Below are 15,259 nucleotides of genomic sequence, written 5' to 3'. Positions count from 1 at the left end.
CGAACGGGTCGGGGCTTCTTTCCAAGGAGGCTGCCTCGGTTAACTCAGCCTAGCGCACGCCGTCCTGACGCAGCGCCGCTGGGGTGAAGTCGCTGGTGGTGGCGGTGAAGCCGAAGTCATACGCCTGCTTCTCTTCGTTCTTCATGCCCAGTGCAAGGTAGCGGCCGGACTGCAGGTCGTAGAGGGTTTCCAGGGCGTACCACGGCACTTGCTTGTCGTAGTAGTTCTCAGCATGCGCTTCAGCCACGCGCCACAGTTGGCCACGGCCATCGTAGTGGTCGATGACGGCTGCTTGCCAGGTGTCTTCGTCGATGAAGAAATCACGCTTGGCGTAGATGTGGCGCTGACCTTCTTTCAAGGTGGCGACTACATGCCAGACGCGGCGCAGCTCGTAGCGAGCCAGGTCCTGGTTGATGTGGCCGGCCTTGATGATGTCTGCATACTTGAGCTTCGGATCGTCGATCTTGTAGCTGTTGGAGGCGATGTAGATTTCTTTCTTGCCTTCCAGCTTCCAGTCGTAGCGGTCCGGTGCGCCGTTGTACATGTCGAGGTTATCGGAGGTACGCAGGCCATCGGCCGCGGTACCCGGACCGTCATAGGACACTTGCGGTGCCCGGCGCACACGGCGTTGGCCGGCGTTGTAGACCCACGCCGAACGTGGCTCCTTCACTTGGTCCAGGGTTTCGTGCACCAGCAGCACACCACCGGCCAGACGGGCCGGCGCGGTCACTTGCTGCTTGAAGTAGAACAGCACGTTGCCCGGATTTTTCGGGTCGAAGTCTTTCATTTTGTCGCGGAACACGAACTGGTCTTTGAAATACACCAGACTGAAAGAGCCGTTGGTTTGCGGCGTAGCCTGGGTTACCAAGCGGGTCACGCTGCCCCCGCGATAGCGAGTGATGTGGTTCCAGATCACCTCCACGCCGCTTTTCGGAATAGGGAACGGCACGGCGGTTTCGAAATTTTCCAGGCCGTTACCGCCAGATACCAGGTTAGTGGTGGTGGCGTTCTTCTTGATGGCCGCGAACACATCCGCTGGCACCGTAGCGCCGCGATGGGTTGGGTAGACCGGCATCTTGAAGGTGTCCGGGTAACGCTTGAACATCGCGTACTGCCCCGGCGCCAGCTTGTCTTTGTACTGCTCGACATTTTGCGCGGTGATGGTGAATTGCGGCTGTTCACTGGCGTAAGGATTGGCCAGGAATCCGCGGGCGTCGACAGCGCCAGCGTTGGTTGGCAGCGGCGACCATTTAGGAATGGTGCCTGCGGCGTTACCGGCCATTTCAGCGCCCATCGGGGTAAGACTCGTGCCCAGCTTCGCGGCTTCATCCGCCGAGACGGCCGCCATGACGTTGCTCGCCAGGATCGACAGCCCAAGCACACCTACGTGCAACAGACTTTTGGTTATTTTCATGTTCTGGTCTTCCTGAAAATACAGTGTGCTTAGAAGTTCACGCCAAGGCTGAGCGCAACAAAATCGCGGTCATTCACGGTCGTGAAATCACCTCCGAAGAAGTTGGTGTAGTTCAGGCTGGCGGTGTAGGTGTTCTGGTATTCGGCGTCCAGGCCGAGGCTGACGGCTTTGCGACCTTCTTCGAAGTTAGCGCCTGGGCCAGGGGAATAACCCTTGACGTCATGAGACCAGGCCACGTTCGGCTTGAGGTTCACACCCGCGAAGGCATCCGGGTATTCCCAGATAGCCCGACCGCGATAGCCCCAGGAAGTGGCGGTGGTGAAACCATCATTGTTGCAGTTGGTGTTCAGGCCGTTGGCGTTGCCCAAGCCAGCGCCTTGAGCCGTAGAGAGGTTGAGTGCTGCACAAGCATTGTTCGGAAGTGTGCCTGGACCAAAGACCGGGTCACGACCGTAACGCACGTCCGATTTGCTCTCTAGGCCACCCACATGGGTAACACCGACTTCACCCACCAACGTCAAGCGGCTCGCGCCCATGACTTGGTCGAAGAAGTGAGTAAAGGTGGTTTGGAACTGGGAAATTTCCTTACGACGATAGCCATGCAGGTCTTGGCCTGGGCTGCCATTGAGCAAGGATGCGTTACCCAATACTGGCCCGCCAATCGGCTTGACGCCCGCGAACAGTATATCGGTAGAGTTCAACTGCACCGGCGCATTGGGACGGTAGCTCAACTCACCACTCCACGCGGTACCCGTAGGCAACGTGGTGGAGAAGCTCAAACCGTAGAGCCGGATGTCTTCTGGGTATTCGATGAAGTAATTGGAGTTGCCCGCGACAACCAATGGGCGCAACTGTGGCGGCAGTCCAGGCGTAGGACCGGTAAAGGCCGATTGCGGAGCACCCTGCGCACTGAAAATCGGCGCACGGCTGTGATAGTTCATAAAGTAGGCGCCGAACTCTGTGTCCAACGGCTCGAAGTTGTAATGGAACGCGACGCCGAATTGGCCGCTGTCACGCGCATCACGGTCGGGCCCACGACGAACCAGCACGCCCTCGTTGTTGACGTCAACACCCGCAGCCGCCAACCCTGGGTTAAGTGCGGCCGGTAGCGTACGGCGGCTATTCAGCACGCGAAGGTTGTCTTTACAGCCATCAGACACAATGTCCGGCTGCGAGAAGAACGTACCGCAGTTATCGGTAACCGTCTGGTCCCACTCCAACTGATAGAACGCTTCCGCCGACAAGTTATCGGTCAGCGTCTGCGACACATAGAACATGTTGACCGGAATCAAGCCCTCCTTGATTTCAGCCCCCGGACGACGAAACGCAGACACGTCGATCGGGTTGATGGAGTTGATGCCGCCGCCGATGAAGGTACTTTCACCCCAGCTCACTACCTGCTTACCGAATCGCACGTTACCCGGCTGATCGGCAATGCTGTAGTTGTGGTAGATGAACGCATCGAGAATTTGCCCGCCCGAGGACTTGGCGCCCTCTTTGCGGTTGCTGTTGCTGATGTCCTTGAACTCGCGACTCTCGTCCTGGAGTTCGAAGTCATACCAGTACTTGCCACGCACAAATACGCCGGTGTCGCCGTATTTCAGCTCCAGATCATGGATGCCCTTGAAGATTTTCGAGAACGTCTCACCACGCTTGAAGTTCAGGTGGCCGTCATCGGACGTCTGGGACAGACCATTGCCACCATTGTTGGCGCCGATCAGATCCTGATTGGGCTTGGCTGTCGACCAGCTCGCACCCACGGAAAGAGACGAGTCAAAACTCCCTTCGATTTCACCGATATTGAAACTGACGCCGAATGCGGGCCCGGCGAGCGTAGAGGCGAGACTGACGGCCAGGGGCAGTTTTGCCCGGCGCCAGAACTGGTTTACTGAGGTCATCGACGCTACTCCATGTGCATTATTGTTATGGCAGTGAGTTCGTTCTTTGATGCTTGTAACGGCCGGAATACAACGATTCCAATGCCGGACTGCAACTGAACCTCCATGGTCCGCAGCACCGCATCCTTGAAAAACTCTGGAAGGGACTATAGCCAGCAGGGGGTAGTGCTTGATCCCTCTAAAGTGTGATTTGCATCACCAACCCGTCTGCCACGACCCTTTCGCCATGTCGGCGAAGGCCGACCCGGGAAGGATGGCTGAAAATTGGCAAATCACAAGTAAAGGCGCCAGATAGAGCATTGCCGTGCCCGGACGGGCACGGCGAGGGGCTTCAGAGGGTGGACAGGAACGTGCTGTTGTTGGCCTGCCATTCGATGATGTCAATGCGGATACGTTTTTTGTCGAGCTTGCCGACGCTGGTCTTGGGAATTTCAGTAACAACAGCGATCTGGCTTGGGATCGCCCACTTGCTCAAGTGGCCCAACTCCACGAACGGCTTGAGGTGTTCCTTGAGCTCGCGGGCCCCTATCACATGGCCATCATGCACCACCAACAACGCAAACGGACGCTCCCCCCATTGCGGATCGGCGATGCCCACCACCGCTACTTCGCGTACCGCCGGGTGACGGCTGACCAGGTCTTCGAGGGCCAAGGAAGAGATCCACTCGCCGCCGGTCTTGATCACATCCTTGATGCGGTCGCGGATATCGATCACGCCAAAGGCGTCCAGCGTCGCCACGTCGCCGGTGTGCATCCAGCCGCCCGCCCACAGCTCGGCGCCTTTCTGCGGCTCGTTGTAATAACCTTCGGTCAGCCACGGTGCACGTAATACCAGTTCGCCCTGGGACTCGCCGTCGGCGGGCAGGAAATGGCCGTCGCCGTCGATGATCGCGGCTTCCACCAACGGCCCGGGCACGCCGGCCTTGATGCGATAGGTGGTGCGCTCATCCTCGGTGCCCGCCATCAGCTCTTCGTTGAGGTGCGCGCAGGACACCAGCGGCCCAGTCTCGGACATGCCATAGGCGGCGGTCAGTTGAATGCCACGGGCCTTGGACGCTTCATACAAAGTGCGGTTGAGCGCGCTGCCGCCAATGACGATTTTCCAACCGCCAAAATCCACGTCCTGGGCGGCTTTTGCATTGAGCACCATTTGCAGGATGGTCGGCACGCAATGGGAGAAAGTGACCTTTTCCTTGCGCCACAGCTCCACCAGGTATTCCGGTTCGTAGCGGCCGGGGTAGACCTGCTTCAGGCCAAGCATGGTCGCCACGTACGGCAGGCCCCAGGCGTGTACGTGGAACATCGGCGTGATCGGCATGTACACATCATTCGTGCCCAATAGCCGCACGCTGTCGACGCTCCCCATGATGGTGGCCACGCCGATGGTGTGCAGCACCAGTTGGCGATGGGTGAAATACACGCCCTTGGGATTGCCGGTGGTACCGGTGGTGTAGAAGGTGGTGGCGACGGAGTGTTCGTCGAAGTCCTGGAAGTCGTACTTCGGGCTGGCGGCGGCGAGCAGGGTTTCGTACTCGCCCACCAGGTCTGGCAGCTCGGCGGTCTTGGCCTCGCCATCGGTGAGCAGCAACGTCTTGTCGACGGTAGTGAGTTGCCCGGCAATGGCCTGGTAAAGCCCCACGAACTCGCTGTTGACCAATACAAAGCGGTCCTCGGCGTGGTTCATGGTGTAGAGGATCTGCTCCGGCGACAGGCGCACGTTGATGGTGTGGATCACCGCACCAATCATCGGAATGGCGAACATGCATTCCAGGTAGCGATGGCTGTCCCAGTCCATCACCGCCACCGTGTCACCGGCCTTGACCCCGGCTTCTGTCAGCACATTGGCCAGGCGAGCGACCCGCTCGATCAGGGTTGGATAGGTGTAGCGCAATTTATCGCGGTAGACGATTTCCCGGGTTTTCTCGTAGCGGGTCCCGGACATCAGCAGGCGCTTGATCAGCAGCGGGTATTGGTACGCACCTTCGGCGGGCGGAATGACACGGGTCTGCAACATACGAATCCCTTTTATGACTGCACGGTCTTGGCTTGAAGACCTGCACTTTAGAGACCTTATGTTTCAGCCAAATCAGCCAAAGGAATGATTTGCAGAACCCAGCGAATGCTAGCTTTGCGCCAGCACTGAAGCCTTACTAAGATCCAATGCGGCGGTGCTCACTCGAGAATGTCGTTTACTTCATGCTGGTAAACGCCAGTTTCACCCCAATCGCAATCAACACCGCACCCATGGTCCGATCAAACCAATGCCCCATCCGCGCAAACCCGGCGCGCACGCGTTGCTGGCTGAACAACATCGCCACCAGGCAGAACCACAGCGCCGTAGCCACCGCCAGGTACACGCCGTAACCGGCCTGGACCGCCAGTGGCGTGTGCGGGTTGATCACCACGGTGAACAACGACAAGAAGAACAACGTGGCCTTGGGGTTCAAGCCATTGGTCACAAAACCTGCGGTAAACGCGCCACGGGGCGTGCGTTCGCCCGCTTCGCGATGCAATTCACCCTCGCCCGTGGGCTTGGCCGGCTGCGCGCGCAAGGCCTTGAAGCCGATGTACAGCAAGTAGGCGGCCGCCGCCCATTTCAGCGCGTTGAACAGCACGATGGATTGGGACACGATCAAGCCGATACCGAGCAACGAATAACCCACATGCAGGAAAATAGCCGAGCCCACGCCCAGCGCAGTCCAGGTCCCGGCGCGACGGCCGTGGGTCACGCTCTCACGCACCACCACCGCGAAATCCGGGCCGGGGCTGGCCACCGCCAATAAGTGAATCAGCGCTACGGTCAAAAACTCGGTGGCGTACATACTCACTCCATTAAGTAACGGATTATTTCATCTGATAGTCTCGACAGATTACGCCTTCAAACCCTGTCGCAAAAGGTACAGTTGATGACGAACAATCGCCGCGCCGTCTTCCTTGATCACCCGTCGCTGGATTTGGGGGACCTCGACCTCAGCGAACTGCGCAACAGCTTCAGCGACCTGCACTTGTTCAGCGACACCACGCCGCTGAACGTGATCGAACACCTGCAAGGCGCTCAGGTTGCGATCAGTAACAAGATCGCCCTCAACAGCGAAACCCTGGCGGCCTGCCCGGCGCTCAAGCTGATCCTGGTGTCCGCCACCGGCACCAATAACGTCGACCTCGAGGCCGCCCGCGCGCACGGCATTACCGTGAGCAATTGCCAGGGCTACGGCACGCCGTCCGTGGCGCAGCACACGATCATGCTGTTGCTCAACCTGGCGACGCGCTTGAAGGATTATCAACGGGATGTGGGCGCCGGTCAGTGGCAGCAAGCCAAACAGTTCTGCCTGCTGGACCATCCGATTGTCGAGCTGGAAGGTAAAACCCTTGGCTTGCTCGGCCACGGTGAATTGGGAAGCGCGGTCGCGCGCCTGGCTGAAGCCTTTGGCATGCGCGTGTTACTGGGAGCCATTCCGGGCCGCCCGGCCCGCGCTGATCGCGTTCCCCTGGATGAGCTGTTGGCGCAGGTTGACGCGCTCACCTTGCACTGCCCCCTCAACGACCACACCCGCGACGTAATCGGCGCCCGCGAGCTGGCGCTGCTCAAGCCCGGCGCGTTTGTGCTCAACACCGCGCGCGGTGGCTTGATCAACGAGCAAGCCTTGGCCGATGCGTTACGTAACGGCCACCTGGGCGGCGCGGCGACCGATGTGCTGAGCGTAGAGCCGCCGGTGAACGGCAACCCGCTGCTGGCCGGCGATATTCCCCGGCTGATCGTGACCCCGCACAATGCCTGGGGCAGTCGCGAGGCGCGCCAGCGCATTGTCGGCCAGTTGGCGGAAAACGCCCGGGGCTTTTTCAGCGGCGCCCCGCTGCGCGTCGTGAGTTGATAAACTGCGCCCCTTTTCGAGGAGCAGACCATGGATCCGCGCAGTGAAGTACTGCTTCGTCAGGCCGAACTTTTTCAAGGCAACCTGCTGTTGGTAGGTTTGCCCGCCGACGACCTGCTCGGTCGCCTGCCCAACGCGCACGGCTGGTGCTGGCATGCCGGCGACCAGGCGGCGCTGGACGCGCGCTTCCCCGAGCGCTGCCAATTCGGCGTGAATGTGCCTGAGCGCGAATTCGACGCGGCGGTGATCTTCCTGCCTAAGTCAAAGGACCTCACCGACTACCTGCTTAACGCCGTGGCCGCGCGCCTGCCCGGCGCCGAGGTGTATCTGGTGGGGGAGAAAAAAGGCGGTATCGAAAGCGCCGCCAAGCAGATGATTCCCTTTGGCAAACCGCGCAAGCTCGACAACGCGCGGCATTGCCAACTGTGGCAAGTCACCGTGGCCAATGCCCCACAAGCGGTCGAGCTGGAGAGCCTGGCTCAGGTGTTCGACGTGCCTTTGGCTGAAGGGCCACTCAAGGTGGTGAGCTTGCCCGGTGTGTTCAGCCATGGTCGCCTGGATCGCGGCACCGAGCTGTTGCTGGAGCACCTGGATAAACTGCCGAGCGGCCATCTGCTGGACTTCGGTTGCGGTGCCGGTGTGCTGGGTGCTGCGGTAAAACGCCGCTACCCGCACAACACCGTAACGATGCTCGACGTGGATGCGTTTGCCGCCGCCAGCAGTCGTCTGACCCTGGCCGCCAATGGCCTGGAAGCCGAGGTGCTGACCGGTGATGGCATTGACGCAGCGCCGATGGGTTTGAACGCGATCCTGACCAACCCGCCGTTCCATGTCGGGGTGCACACCGATTACTTCGCCACAGAAAACCTGCTGCGAAAAGCCAGCAAACATCTGGCAAAAGGCGGCGAACTGCGCGTAGTCGCGAACAGCTTCCTCAAGTACCAACCCTTGATTGAAGAGCACTTGGGTATCTGTGCGGTCAAGGCCGAAGGCAATGGTTTTCGCATCTACCGTGCCAAGCGCGGCTGACGGGCGTTTGAAAAAGAAGGCTTGCCGAATGGATTTTGCCTAGGCAGAATCCGCTCCGTCCTAGGGGAGTAGTCTCCCACGAGCGCCACGCTCGTCCGGCATACGTCAACATACTTGGTCAACAGACCATGGCGTATGCGACCCAGGAGTCCGCACAGACGGACCGGGGTTTGACAAGACCTATGACACGCACACCTTACCCGGGGCGGGAAGGCTGTACGTGTCATAGCCGTGTCGACCCGCCCCTGGAAACCTACCTGATGCTGGATTCATTACTCGTTCCTACTGCAGTCGTTGCCTTGGCCGAAATCGGCGACAAGACGCAACTGCTCGCGCTCATCCTTGCTGCTCGCTTTCGCAAGCCCTGGCCGATCATCGCCGGCATCGTTGCCGCGACCCTGGCCAACCACGCGGCCGCAGGTGCCGTTGGCGCCTGGTTCGGAAGTTTCTTCTCGGACGCGGTATTGCACTGGATCCTGGCGGCAAGCTTCTGCGCCACGGCCCTGTGGACCCTGGTACCGGACAAACTCGACGATGACGAAGCCAGCACCACGCGTAAATTCGGGCCGTTCCTGACCACACTGATTGCGTTCTTCCTCGCCGAGATCGGAGACAAGACGCAGATCGCCACGGTCATGCTGGCGGCGCAGTATCCGGAACTCTGGCTGGTGATTATCGGGACGACCGTGGGCATGCTGATTGCCAACGTGCCGGTGGTATTGGCGGGTAATTTTGCGGCGGAGAAACTGCCGTTGACCTTGATTCGCCGGTTGGCAGCTACGGCGTTTTTCATCCTGGCTATCGTGGCAGTGTACAAGGCCATGCAAAGCAGCGGATGGGTCTGACTACAAGCTGCAAGCTGCAAGACGGTAGCAGTACCTTTTCTTGCAGCTTGAAGCTTGCCGCTAAAACCCTAAGACTTCCTGGCCTGCTGGTAAAGCGGCATCACCTTCGGAATCGCCGCCTGCAACGAGGCAATCCGGCTGTCGGAAGCCGGGTGAGTACTCATGAACTCCGGCGGTGCGCCTTCCGAAGCCTTGGCCATTTTGTTCCACAGCGTGATGGCCGCGTTCGGGTTGTAGCCGGCGCGGGCCGACAGTTCCAGGCCGATCAAGTCCGCTTCGTTTTCATTGCTGCGGCTGTTGGGTAAGGTCATGCCGTAGTTGGCGACCGTGTCGGCCAGTGCCAGGCTGTCCTGGCCGAGGCCGAACAACGCACCGGCGCCCTGCTTGGCAATCTCGATCCCGTAGGCCTTGGACATGGCTTCGCGGCCATGCTCACGCAAGGCGTGGGCGATTTCATGGCCCATCACGGCGGCCAGTTCGTCATCCGTGAGCTTGAGGTTATCGATCAACCCGCTGTACACGAAGATCTTGCCGCCAGGCCCACAGTTGGCGTTCATCTCGTCGCTCTTGATCAGGTTCACTTCCCACTTCCACTGCGCAGCATCGGGGCGGAAGGTCGGCGCCTGGGCGATCAAACGCTTGGCAATGGCCTGCACGCGCTTGGCGTTGGCACTGGTCTTGTCCAACTGGCCTTTGCTGCTGGCTTCGCCCAACGTCTGCTGGTAGGACTGGGCATACATCTGGTCGACTTCCTGGCTCGACAGCATGCTGAACATGTACTGCTTGCGCTCCACTCCAACGGCACCGCCGCTGGTGGTATTGACCGACTGACACCCGGCCAGCAGCATCGCTGCAACCAAACCACTTATCACCAATGACTTCTTCATGAACACTCTCCCTGAAAATACGCCCTGAAACATGGCGCGTATCGTAGGCGCACATTTGTATCTGCGCCAGATACACCAGACGTGTAACTAACGATTTTCGGATACATCTCACCTATCCCATCAACGGCGGCGGGCATTCCATTCGCGACACCCCTGACATTTTTGTCGGAAAAATGCTCATGCCCAACGCGGCCGTGGCCGATACAAAAAGGCGGACCCTCCCCTCAGTGCCCGGAGCTTTTATGAAATTCAAGTCGATTCAATTTTCTGTCGCGGCACTGGCTGGCGCTATTGTCCTGAGTGTGGTCGCAGTGCTGGTGCTTTACGCCTTGTTTGCCGGCGCGCGAACCCAGGCGATGGTGCAGGAGCGCACCCAGGCTCAGTTCGAACAGATCGTCGAGCAACGCCTCACCGCCCTGGCGCACACCCAGGCCACGTTGATCCAGCGTGAGCTGGAAGCCCCGCTGGTGACTGCCAAGAGCCTGTCCACCGCCAACGCCCTGCTCGGCATGAAAGACGCTAATGGCGAACCTGCCCTGCAGGTCGGACGTGAACAATTGATCAACCTGCTGCATGAAACCGTGGTGCGCAACCCGAAGATCCTCGGTGCCTACATTGGCTGGGAGCCCAATGCCATTGATCACAACGACACGGCCTACGTGAACAGCCCCATTCTTGGCATAGGCGCAGACGGACGTTTCCTGCCGTGGTGGTACCGCAACGCGGATGGCAGCATGGGCCTGGATAAACTCGCTGACGTGGCCGACCAGAAAATCCTCTCCACCGGGGTGCGTGCCAGCGAGTACTACCTGTGCTCCAGGGAAAGCAAAAAAGCCTGCGTCATCGACCCGGCCCCTTACAAGGTGGGCAATGCGATGGTGATGCTGGCTTCTTTTATCGAGCCGATCCTGATCGACGGCACCTTCCAGGGCATCGTCGGTGCCGATCTCTCGGTCAATTTCATCCAGGACATGCTCACCAGCGCCGATCAGAAACTCTACGACGGTGCCGGTGAACTGGCACTGATCTCCAGTAACGGACGCCTTGTGGCCTATACCAAGGACGCCAGCAAACTCGGCGAAAAAGCCAGCGACCTGCTCGACGGCAACGAACTGGCCAACCTCGGCCAACTCAAAGCCGGTGAAGTGCGCTACGACATCGACCGGGAACACGGGCATATCGAGCTGTTCCTGCCCTTCAGCATCGGCCAGACCGACGCGCGCTGGACCTTGATGATGCAGTTGCCCCTGGGCGCAGTGATGGCCGACTCGCAGAAATTGCAAAGCGACCTGGAAGCCCAGCGCAAGACCGATATCTTCGGCATGACCATTGCCGGCCTAATGATCGCCGGTGCCGGCTTGCTGGTGATCTGGCTGGTGGGCCACGGCATCGCCCGCCCCCTCAAGCAAATGGTGGCCATGCTCAATGACATCGCCCAGGGCGAAGGCGACCTGACGCGGCGCCTGGCCAGCGATCGCGCCGATGAACTGGGCGCGATCGCCAACGGCTTCAACACCTTCCTGATCAAGCTGCAAGGCATGATCACCCAGGTGGTGAGTTCAGTGCAGAAGGTCAGTGACTCGTCGGAGCACACCGCTGACATTGCGATTCGCACCAACCAGGGCGTGCATAAACAAATGGTGGAAATCGACCAGGTGGCCACCGCCGTGCATGAGATGACTGCCACTGCGCAAGACGTTGCGCGCAATGCCACCCAGGCCGCGCAAGCCGCCAGCCATGCCGATCAGGCCGCGAGCCAGGGCATGCGCATTGTGCGCGACACTTCGATCTCGATTGGCGCGCTGGCCGCAGAAATTGGCAAGGCAGTGGGCGTGGTGCAAACCCTGGCCAAGGACAGCGAGAACATCAACGCCATCCTCACCGCGATTCGCGGTATCGCCGAGCAGACCAACCTGCTGGCGCTCAATGCTGCAATCGAGGCGGCACGTGCTGGCGAGCAAGGCCGAGGTTTCGCCGTAGTCGCTGACGAAGTGCGCAACCTGGCGCAGAAGACTCAAAAAGCCACTGAAGAAATCCAGACCATGATCCAGCAGTTGCAACAAGGCACGCGGGACGTGGTACGGGTGATGGAGGACAGCCAAAGCCGCACCGATGAAAGCGTGCAACACGCGGCGAAGGCGGCCGAAGCGCTGGAAACCATCACCCAGGCGGTGTCGGTGATCAACGACATGAACACCCAGATCGCCAGTGCGGCCGAAGAGCAGAGCGCGGTGGCAGAGGACATCAATCGTAACGTGATCAACATCGGCCAGGTGGCCAATGAAGTGGCGGGCGGCGCGGATGAATCCAGCGCGGCCAGTGCGGATTTGACCAAGCTGGCGGAGCAGCAGCGGCGCTTGATCAATCAGTTCAAGGTTTAGGGATCTGCGGCGGGCTTGCTCGCGAACAGACCAGTGAAAGCAACAGATAGCCAATAGGCTCAAGCCGGGGTCAAGCACTCCGGCCCATTGAGCTTCGGATCATTGACCATGTTGGCCAGCACCCGCTCGCGCAACGCGGTGGGCTCACTGGCCAGTAAAGCCTGCAACACCGGCAGCGGTGTTTCGGGATTGAGCCAGGCCGCCTGCCCCGCTGCATCCAGGATCAGCGGCCGACGCTGACTCTGCGCAGCCTGGGTCACCACTGCCGTGCTCAGCCACACCTGTTCCTGCACCGGATACGCTTCCCAGATCGCGGCAAAAAACAAGGTGGAACCCTCTCCTGGCGTCAGCCAGTACGGACGCTTGCGCTGGGTGCCGCGCCATTCGTAGAACCCATTGGCCGGCAGCAGGCAACGGCGCAGGCGGAACGCTTCGCGAAACATCGGTTGTTCGACCAGGGTTTCGGCGCGGGCATGGGCCGGCGTGCGCGAAAGGTCGGTCAGCCAGGGCGGTGTCAGGCCCCAGCGGGCCCGCGCCAGGCTGAGCTGGCCGTCGGTGGTGCGCTGGATCAGCACCGAATCGTTCGGGGAGATGTTCCACTGGGCCTGCTGGTCGGCCGGGAAACCCGGCAAGGCAGCAAAAGCGGGGTTCCAGCGAAACAGGGCATAACGTCCACACATGGGGCAACATGACTCTTGGGTAAACCGACCGACAGCCTAACAGACCAGCACGTCGGGGAAGCTGTCAGGTTCATCACCCGGCAGGGGTTGCGCGCCGATGTAGGCGGTGATCAGCTCACGCGCGTCAACGGCCCGGTCGTTGTCCACCTCCAGGCCCAGCAGGCCGAAGATGGGCAGTTCGCCAGTGCCGCCGAGCAAATGCCGGCCCACCAGGTGGGCCTCGATACCTTCGCTGGCGAGCATCTGTTGCAGCAGCTCGCCTTCCATCAGGTTTTCCGGTTCGTAGATTCGCTGCATGGGCGTACCTGTCATTCGTTTTCGCTACGGGTTTCGAGCATCCACTCGTCACCATGCACCTGCAGATTGAAACTGATTGGCCGGCAACACACCTGACAGTCTTCTATATACGTCTGATCGCCGCCGGACAAATCCACCGTTGTCTCGACCTCTTCACCACAATAAGGACAATCGTACGTCGCAGTTTCCAGCATCGCAGCCTCCAAGGTGACTTGTGCGTATAATCGCCGGTCTATTTACAGGGTTATATTTCGGCTGAGCCCATTACTCAGGCCGCACCCTGGCATTTCCTTTACTTACCCTAGCCGTTTCTAACAAGAGAGCATGATGGGCGAATTCGATACCATCCGACCTTACAACGACAGCGAAGTCCCGGCAGTGCTGGCACGCCTGTTCAGTGACAAGGCCTTTCTGGACATCCTGACCCACTTCCGCTTCCCGCGCTTTGCCGGCGCCCTGGGCTGGCTGCTCAAGCCGATGATCGCCCGCAAACTGCGCCGTGAATTCGCCGGCGTCACCACCGTTGCTACGCTGCAGGACAAAGTCGAGTACTACGTCGACCACACTATTGACCGGGCGACCGACGGTGTGACCTACACCGGCGTCGAGCAGCTCAAGTCCGGCACCGCCTACCTGTTCCTCGCCAACCACCGCGATATCGTGATGGACCCGGCCTTCGTCAACTACGCCGTGTACCACGCCGGCCTGCCGACGCCGCGTATCGCCATCGGCGACAACCTGCTGCAAAAGCCGTTTGTCAGCGACCTGATGCGCCTGAACAAGAGCTTTATCGTGCACCGCTCGATCACCGGGCGAAAGGAAAAGATGGCGGCATTCAACCTACTGTCAGCCTACATCAACCATTCGATCCGCAACGACTGCCAATCGATCTGGATTGCCCAGGCCGAAGGGCGCGCCAAGGATGGGGATGACCGCACCGAGTCGGCGATCCTCAAGATGTTCCACGTCAGCCGCAAGGATGAGCCGTTTGCCGAGGTCATCCAGTCGTTGAACCTGACGCCGGTGTCGATCAGCTACGAGTACGACCCGTGCGATACCGCCAAGGCTCGCGAGCTTTACATCCGCGCCACCACCGGCACCTACAGCAAGGCGCCGGGCGAGGATGACGTGAGCATCGCCCTTGGCATCACGGGCTACAAGGGGCGGGTGCACATCAACTTCGCACCGCCGATCACCGAGCGTTTCGAAGACACCAAGCTGCTGGCCGTGGAAATGGACCGGCAGATTCTCGGCGGTTACCGGCTGTTCCCGGTGCATTACCTGGCGTATGCCCAATGGAGCGACGCCGACCCGCAATTGCAGGTGCCGACGGCGGCCGAGGTATTCCCGGCCGACGAACTGGCCAAGGCGAAAGCAGAATGGGAGCGGCGCTTGAACGAGTGCCCGGCCGAGCACCGACCGTTCCTGGTGGTGCAATACGCCACGCCGGTGCGTAATCAGTATCGGGTCAAGGCCGGCATACCTTTGTAATACAGACCAAAAATGTGGGGGTAGGCTAGCTCGCGAAGGCGGTTAGTCAGTCAATCATGTGTTGACTGACACTCCGCCTCCGCGAGCCAACCCACCCCCACATGTGTTCTGCGCCGTAATTACAAATGGGTACTGAGCCAGGAAATAACCAGCGCCATCCCCAGGCAGGCAAACCCAACACGGTAAGCCACCCGATGCGCGCGCTCGGTGCACACATCCAGAAACAGCATCGGCTGGTCGATGGTGCGGTCTTCGCTTTTCGCGGTCAGGTCGGCCATCGCGCGTTGTTCGCGCAGGCGGGTGATGAACAACAGTGCCGCTCCCGGGCACGCTACCGCTAACGCTACAACATTGATCAGTAGTGCGGACAGCGCCATGGCGAACCTCAGTGGAACAGTGTCTTGGTATCAGCTCAGTTACCAACCTGAACGATAGTGGCGTCCGGCGCCTGAAATGCTCCCTCCC

Annotated in this window: 14 protein-coding genes, 1 pseudogene and 1 riboswitch; of the genes and pseudogenes, 6 read left to right on the top strand and 9 right to left on the bottom strand. The window is 60.0% G+C overall.

What is annotated here, in order from left to right; all coding sequences use genetic code 11:
- Positions 1–49: 49 nt before the first annotated feature.
- The 4 genes from AACY44_RS04740 to AACY44_RS04725 all read right to left on the bottom strand — a co-directional run bounded on the left by AACY44_RS04740 (position 50) and on the right by AACY44_RS04725 (position 6,134).
- Positions 50–1,414, bottom strand: a complete 1,365-nt coding sequence (locus tag AACY44_RS04740; protein WP_339417560.1) for a DUF1329 domain-containing protein — start codon at positions 1,412–1,414, stop codon at positions 50–52.
- 29 nt (positions 1,415–1,443) lie between these two features.
- On the bottom strand, positions 1,444–3,312 hold the full coding sequence (locus AACY44_RS04735) for a DUF1302 domain-containing protein (protein WP_339417558.1): 1,869 nt from the start codon (positions 3,310–3,312) through the stop codon (positions 1,444–1,446).
- Positions 3,313–3,643: 331 nt separating this feature from the next.
- On the bottom strand, positions 3,644–5,326 hold the full coding sequence (locus AACY44_RS04730; protein ID WP_339417557.1) for a fatty acid--CoA ligase: 1,683 nt from the start codon (positions 5,324–5,326) through the stop codon (positions 3,644–3,646).
- 175 nt (positions 5,327–5,501) lie between these two features.
- Positions 5,502–6,134, bottom strand: coding sequence for a LysE family translocator (locus tag AACY44_RS04725; protein WP_339417556.1), 633 nt, complete (start codon positions 6,132–6,134; stop codon positions 5,502–5,504).
- A gap of 84 nt (positions 6,135–6,218) precedes the next feature.
- On the opposite strand from AACY44_RS04725, the gene AACY44_RS04720 reads away from it, so the two are divergent.
- From AACY44_RS04720 to AACY44_RS04710, 3 genes are all read left to right on the top strand, one after another.
- Entirely contained in the window at positions 6,219–7,184 is a 966-nt protein-coding gene (locus AACY44_RS04720) for a 2-hydroxyacid dehydrogenase (protein WP_339427149.1), read from the top strand.
- Positions 7,185–7,214: 30 nt separating this feature from the next.
- Positions 7,215–8,213, top strand: coding sequence for a class I SAM-dependent methyltransferase (locus AACY44_RS04715; protein WP_339417553.1), 999 nt, complete (start codon positions 7,215–7,217; stop codon positions 8,211–8,213).
- A 50-nt stretch (positions 8,214–8,263) separates the two neighbouring features.
- Positions 8,264–8,385: riboswitch (yybP-ykoY riboswitch) on the top strand.
- An 88-nt stretch (positions 8,386–8,473) separates the two neighbouring features.
- Positions 8,474–9,058 (top strand): TMEM165/GDT1 family protein, encoded by a 585-nt coding sequence (locus AACY44_RS04710; RefSeq protein ID WP_339417552.1) that lies wholly within the window; start codon positions 8,474–8,476, stop codon positions 9,056–9,058.
- A gap of 68 nt (positions 9,059–9,126) precedes the next feature.
- Here AACY44_RS04710 and AACY44_RS04705 read toward each other — a convergent pair whose 3' ends face one another.
- Positions 9,127–9,945 carry a M48 family metallopeptidase gene (locus AACY44_RS04705; protein ID WP_339417550.1) on the bottom strand — a complete coding sequence of 273 codons (819 nt, stop codon included), beginning with the start codon at positions 9,943–9,945 and terminating at the stop codon, positions 9,127–9,129.
- Positions 9,946–10,118: 173 nt separating this feature from the next.
- Here AACY44_RS04705 and AACY44_RS27650 point away from each other — a divergent pair.
- Together AACY44_RS27650 and AACY44_RS27645 are read left to right on the top strand one after the other, a co-directional pair.
- Positions 10,119–11,468: pseudogene (locus tag AACY44_RS27650) on the top strand (HAMP domain-containing protein); the annotation flags it as partial.
- Between the two features lie 15 nt (positions 11,469–11,483).
- The gene (locus AACY44_RS27645; RefSeq protein ID WP_370468017.1) at positions 11,484–12,326 is read left to right on the top strand and encodes a methyl-accepting chemotaxis protein; all 843 of its coding nucleotides are present in this window, start codon (positions 11,484–11,486) and stop codon (positions 12,324–12,326) included.
- A gap of 59 nt (positions 12,327–12,385) precedes the next feature.
- Here the strand turns inward: AACY44_RS27645 and AACY44_RS04695 are convergent, their stop codons facing one another.
- Genes AACY44_RS04695 through AACY44_RS04685 form a run of 3 tightly spaced genes read right to left on the bottom strand, consistent with a single transcriptional unit; the run spans position 12,386 to position 13,497 of the window.
- Entirely contained in the window at positions 12,386–13,006 is a 621-nt protein-coding gene (locus AACY44_RS04695) for an SOS response-associated peptidase (RefSeq protein ID WP_339436110.1), read from the bottom strand.
- 36 nt (positions 13,007–13,042) lie between these two features.
- The gene (locus AACY44_RS04690) at positions 13,043–13,303 is read right to left on the bottom strand and encodes a putative signal transducing protein (RefSeq protein ID WP_003171843.1); all 261 of its coding nucleotides are present in this window, start codon (positions 13,301–13,303) and stop codon (positions 13,043–13,045) included.
- An 11-nt stretch (positions 13,304–13,314) separates the two neighbouring features.
- The gene (locus AACY44_RS04685) at positions 13,315–13,497 is read right to left on the bottom strand and encodes a CPXCG motif-containing cysteine-rich protein (protein ID WP_065875072.1); all 183 of its coding nucleotides are present in this window, start codon (positions 13,495–13,497) and stop codon (positions 13,315–13,317) included.
- Between the two features lie 133 nt (positions 13,498–13,630).
- On the opposite strand from AACY44_RS04685, the gene AACY44_RS04680 reads away from it, so the two are divergent.
- Positions 13,631–14,794 (top strand): 1-acyl-sn-glycerol-3-phosphate acyltransferase, encoded by a 1,164-nt coding sequence (locus tag AACY44_RS04680; protein WP_175402970.1) that lies wholly within the window; start codon positions 13,631–13,633, stop codon positions 14,792–14,794.
- Positions 14,795–14,913: 119 nt separating this feature from the next.
- Here AACY44_RS04680 and AACY44_RS04675 read toward each other — a convergent pair whose 3' ends face one another.
- Positions 14,914–15,171, bottom strand: coding sequence for a hypothetical protein (locus tag AACY44_RS04675; RefSeq protein WP_339436111.1), 258 nt, complete (start codon positions 15,169–15,171; stop codon positions 14,914–14,916).
- Positions 15,172–15,259 lie beyond the last annotated feature (88 nt).

It is taken from the genome of Pseudomonas sp. RA_15y_Pfl1_P11, assembly GCF_963970975.1.
Lineage (GTDB): Bacteria > Pseudomonadota > Gammaproteobacteria > Pseudomonadales > Pseudomonadaceae > Aquipseudomonas > Aquipseudomonas tritici.
The sequence above is the reverse complement of the archived record's forward strand: the minus strand, read 5'-3'. Positions and strand labels throughout refer to the sequence as shown.

Coding starts and splice junctions, on each gene's coding strand:
- AACY44_RS04685 (WP_065875072.1), bottom strand. CDS start 13,497: ATGCTGGAAACTGCGACGTACGATTGTCCTTATTGTGGTGAAGAGGTC.
- AACY44_RS04720 (WP_339427149.1), top strand. CDS start 6,219: ATGACGAACAATCGCCGCGCCGTCTTCCTTGATCACCCGTCGCTGGAT.
- AACY44_RS04715 (WP_339417553.1), top strand. CDS start 7,215: ATGGATCCGCGCAGTGAAGTACTGCTTCGTCAGGCCGAACTTTTTCAA.
- AACY44_RS04705 (WP_339417550.1), bottom strand. CDS start 9,945: ATGAAGAAGTCATTGGTGATAAGTGGTTTGGTTGCAGCGATGCTGCTG.
- AACY44_RS04680 (WP_175402970.1), top strand. CDS start 13,631: ATGGGCGAATTCGATACCATCCGACCTTACAACGACAGCGAAGTCCCG.
- AACY44_RS04725 (WP_339417556.1), bottom strand. CDS start 6,134: ATGTACGCCACCGAGTTTTTGACCGTAGCGCTGATTCACTTATTGGCG.
- AACY44_RS04690 (WP_003171843.1), bottom strand. CDS start 13,303: ATGCAGCGAATCTACGAACCGGAAAACCTGATGGAAGGCGAGCTGCTG.
- AACY44_RS04740 (WP_339417560.1), bottom strand. CDS start 1,414: ATGAAAATAACCAAAAGTCTGTTGCACGTAGGTGTGCTTGGGCTGTCG.
- AACY44_RS04710 (WP_339417552.1), top strand. CDS start 8,474: ATGCTGGATTCATTACTCGTTCCTACTGCAGTCGTTGCCTTGGCCGAA.
- AACY44_RS04675 (WP_339436111.1), bottom strand. CDS start 15,171: ATGGCGCTGTCCGCACTACTGATCAATGTTGTAGCGTTAGCGGTAGCG.
- AACY44_RS27645 (WP_370468017.1), top strand. CDS start 11,484: ATGATCACCCAGGTGGTGAGTTCAGTGCAGAAGGTCAGTGACTCGTCG.
- AACY44_RS04695 (WP_339436110.1), bottom strand. CDS start 13,006: ATGTGTGGACGTTATGCCCTGTTTCGCTGGAACCCCGCTTTTGCTGCC.
- AACY44_RS04730 (WP_339417557.1), bottom strand. CDS start 5,326: ATGTTGCAGACCCGTGTCATTCCGCCCGCCGAAGGTGCGTACCAATAC.
- AACY44_RS04735 (WP_339417558.1), bottom strand. CDS start 3,312: ATGACCTCAGTAAACCAGTTCTGGCGCCGGGCAAAACTGCCCCTGGCC.